The sequence below is a fragment of the Oleiphilus sp. HI0123 genome, assembly GCF_001635315.1.
The window spans coordinates 1-4,181 of sequence record NZ_LWGE01000876.1 but is presented as its reverse complement, the minus strand read 5'-3'; the positions used below and the strand labels follow the sequence as shown (position 1 = coordinate 4,181).

Genomic DNA, 4,181 nt, shown 5'->3' with positions numbered 1-4,181 from the left:
TCCGTAATCCCTTTTTCAGCTAAGAAAATTCGGACTCTGCGCGGGTTCGGTGCGATTCTCATCTCATATATTTTCATAGGGTTTTTCCTTATTCGTTATTGGTCGGGATTTAGTAATTTTTCTAACTGATCGTTTAGAATGGTATTTTTTTCTAAACGACCGGTCAAGAATAATCTATAATTAGTTTTTATTAGTACATTCATTGAGAAAGGCATATGGGTCGTAAGTTAGCATTTGATGCGGATAGAGTGTTGCATAAAGCAATGAAGCTTTTCTGGCTTAAGGGTTATGAAGCAACGTCTATGCAAGACTTGGTAGATGAGCTTGGGATTAACCGCTTTAGTGTCTACAATACCTTTGGTGATAAGAAAGAAATATTCATAAAGGTCTTAATGCATTATAGGAAGACTGTTCTAGCTTATTTGTTAGCGCCGCTTAAGAGTGATAAGCCTGCAAGGCAGCGTTTAGATGATTATTTTGTTTTGCTTTTGGAGCAGCTTCAGTCTGAAGCGGGTTCGTTAGGATGTATGATGCAGAATACTGGCTTAAGCCAGATTTCAAAAGACGCCGATGTGAGGTCGGTTCTAAAGCTGCTGGTCGATGATCTTCGTGATGCTATTTTTAATGCAATAAATGAAATACAAAGAGAGCAGCCAGCTACAATGAGAAGTGAGGATATGACTGCATTTGTGCTCTGCCAGCTTCAAGGGATGATTGTCTGGCGCAGAGCTGTTAACTCTAAAGCGCAGATTGAAGGGCAGATGCAAATACTAAGAAATACGGTCGCTGCCTGGTAAGGTGGTTTCTAACGAGGCGTTAGGATTGTGTTACCTCGAGAAGTCCAGTCGGATAGGTAAATACTGCCCGCGGAGCGGCTTTCGTCATAATGATCGCCACTAAGATTTTCTATTTTTAGTAGGTCTACATGAAGGTTACGTGAAATAGAAATTGAGTCACCACTTAGTTGCTTCATTTCATGCTGAAAATTCTTCGGTTTATAATTTATTTCACTGGTGGTGGTAAAGCTTTGTGCGGCACCGCTGACAACTGAATTATCTTCAATAGTTAATGTTTCAGTTGGCGAAGCTATATCATTACTAGCTTGAGTGGTAGCCAGTCCACCGTCTTCAATTTTCTTCAGCTCGTGGGATGCAAAATCTTGTGTATCTTCTGCTTCATTGTATGAATTTTTCCCGTTAGAGTTCGTTGCTTCGTCATCTTCGCTATCGACGGTTAAGCCTGCAGCAGGCGAGCCGTATATGTCCAAAACAGAGATGCCGGCAATGGCAGAGACGTCGTCCATGTCTGACTCGCTCATTGCCAAAGATTGATAAGTGGCAATAGTGCTCTTTTCTTGAGAATTAATTGGCTGCGAAGCAAGTGACTTACTTGCTATCAACATTAAGGGCAGAGAAATACTAAGAATAAGCGGAGCTTTCATTTCAACAAGACACACAACATAGTAAAGCTAAAAAAATATTCCATTCGAACATATCGCTGCAGATCAATTGCGGCTGGTTACAAATAATACAGTTTTAAGTCCTATATGTACATTTAATAATGTGAATATTATTCACGTTATGCTTGTTGTTTATTTTACTAAACTCAATTAACGCTATTGCTAATGAGGGTCTAAACTTAGAGTCATGTGTAAAGACGGCTTATTTTTGGCGGTGATTCGCGTGCCAGGATTGGCTTTCTTAGAGAATAATAATATTTAGTGTCCTAAGGAGTGCTCTATGTTGGATGATTCTGATCCAATTGAAACCTCGGAATGGTTAGAAGCTATTCAGTCTGTAATCGATAATGAAGGTATGGAGCGAGCGGAGTATTTGCTTGCTTTACTATCTGAGAAGGCTCGCAAGTTAGGTGGTGAGTTACCATATTCAGTGACGACGCCGTATTGCAACTCAATTCCTACTGACCAAGAAGCTCGGATGCCCGGCGATTTGTTTATGGAACGTAGGATTCGCTCTCTTATTCGCTGGAATGCAATGGCGATGGTACTCAGGGCAAATAAACGGCCGGGGGAACTAGGTGGACATATATCCTCGTTTTCTTCGAGTGCGACACTTTACGATGTTGGCTTTAATCACTTCTTTCACGCGGGAAATGATAAGCGCGAAGCGGATCTTATATATATTCAAGGGCATACTTCGCCAGGTATCTATGCTCGTTCCTTTATCGAGGGGCGGCTTTCTAGAGAGCAAATGGATAATTATCGAAATGAAGTAGATGGAAATGGTTTGCCATCATATCCTCACCCCTGGTTAATGCCTGATTATTGGCAGTTCCCAACGGTATCTATGGGCTTAGGGCCCTTACAAGCCATCTATCAAGCGCATGTGATGAAGTACTTACATAGTCGAGAGCTTACTGATAAAAGCAATCGAAAAGTCTGGTGCTTTGTAGGCGATGGCGAGACAGATGAGCCTGAGACGCTTGGCTCCATAGCTCTAGCAGGGCGAGAAAAACTCGATAACCTGATATTTGTCGTGAACTGTAACCTTCAAAGGTTGGATGGGCCTGTTAGAGGAAACGGTAAAATTATTCAAGAACTTGAAGGGGTATTCCGCGGCGCAGGGTGGAATGTTATCAAGGTTATTTGGGGACGGATGTGGGACCCTCTGTTTGATCAAGATACTGATGGCTCGATGCAGCGCGCGATGGATGAAGTGGTTGATGGCGAGATGCAAAACTTTAAGTCAAATGGTGCGGCTTATACGAGGAAGCACTTCTTTGGTCGCTATCCGGAGCTTGCCAAGTTAGCTGAGCAATTGAGTGATCGGGATATTGAGCAACTTAATCGTGGCGGGCATGATCCTTACAAGGTTTATGCTGCGTATCATAAGGCGGTTAATCATAAAGGTCAGCCGACCGTTATTCTGGCGCACACGATCAAAGGTTATGGCTTTGGTAAGGTTGGTGAAGGAACAAACAGTACTCACTCGCTGAAGAAACTTGATGTCGAAACACTTAAGGCATTCCGTGACCGGTTTGGGGTGCCTGTCAGCGATGACGATATAGAATCAATCCCTTACTATCAGCCATCAGCAGACAGCCCTGAAGCTGTCTATATGAAAAAACGCCGAGAGGAACTAGGTGGATTCTATCCAAAACGGCGTGCCCAGAGTCAGCCTTTGGTGACGCCTGACTTGAGTTTTTTCAAGAATCAACTAGAGGGCAGTGGTGAGAGAGAAATCTCAACTACCATGGCCTTTGTTAGAATGCTTTCGTCCTTAACTAAGGACAAGCGTATCGGTAAGCGCGTCGTGCCAATCGTGCCGGATGAAGCGAGAACCTTTGGTATGGAGGGAATGTTTCGTCAACTTGGCATCTATACCTCTGAAGGTCAAAAATACGTGCCGAATGATAGTGATCAGGTGATGTACTATCGTGAAGATCAAGGTGGACAGATTCTGGAAGAGGGGATTAATGAAGCGGGTGCAATGGCTGCATGGATGGCCTGCGCAACCTCATATAGCACTCATGATTACCCGCTCATACCGTTCTATATTTACTACTCAATGTTTGGGTTTCAACGTGTTGGGGACTTAGCGTGGGCGGCGGGCGATATGCGTTCTCGCGGCTTTCTTGTTGGTGGAACTGCAGGTCGAACAACGCTCAACGGAGAAGGGCTGCAGCATCAAGATGGACATAGTCATATTATGGCAGGAACGATACCGAACTGTATCGCTTATGACCCCGCCTATGCCTGTGAATTAGCGGTGATTATTCAAGATGGTTTACGTCGTATGTATCAGGAGAATGAAGACGTTTATTACTATTTGAGTATTATGAATGAAAACTATAAACAGCCTGCTTTGGTCAAAGACTCCGAAGAGGGAATCCTGAGAGGGATGTACTTATTCGATACCCTTAAACCTAAGGGGCGAGGAAAGAAACTCAGCGTTCAGTTAATGGGTAGTGGTGCCATATTAAATGAAGTTAGAGTTGCTGCCGAAATCTTGCGTGATGAATATAACATCGCAAGTGATATTTGGAGTGTCACTAGTTTTAATGAATTGGCGCGAGATGGCATGAAGACCGTTCGTTGGAATATGTTGAACCCGGATAAAAAGAAAAAAGTAAGCTATGTCGAAACTTGCTTGGGTGAACGTGAAGGACCAGTGGTGGCATCGACTGACTATATCCGCCTTTATGGCGAGCAGATTCGAGCA

Annotated in this window: 3 protein-coding genes; 2 read left to right on the top strand and 1 reads right to left on the bottom strand. The window is 43.5% G+C overall.

Annotated features, from left to right (window positions below):
- Positions 1-215 precede the first annotated feature (215 nt).
- Entirely contained in the window at positions 216-797 is a 582-nt protein-coding gene (locus A3761_RS07605; RefSeq protein ID WP_068554852.1) for a TetR/AcrR family transcriptional regulator, read from the top strand.
- A gap of 8 nt (positions 798-805) precedes the next feature.
- Here the strand turns inward: A3761_RS07605 and A3761_RS07600 are convergent, their stop codons facing one another.
- Positions 806-1,441, bottom strand: a complete 636-nt coding sequence (locus tag A3761_RS07600) for a hypothetical protein (protein WP_068750064.1) — start codon at positions 1,439-1,441, stop codon at positions 806-808.
- A gap of 298 nt (positions 1,442-1,739) precedes the next feature.
- Between A3761_RS07600 and aceE the strand changes: the two genes are divergently transcribed.
- Positions 1,740-4,181 (top strand): pyruvate dehydrogenase (acetyl-transferring), homodimeric type (aceE, locus tag A3761_RS07595; RefSeq protein ID WP_068750062.1); only part of this gene is annotated, 2,442 nt, incomplete at its 3' end.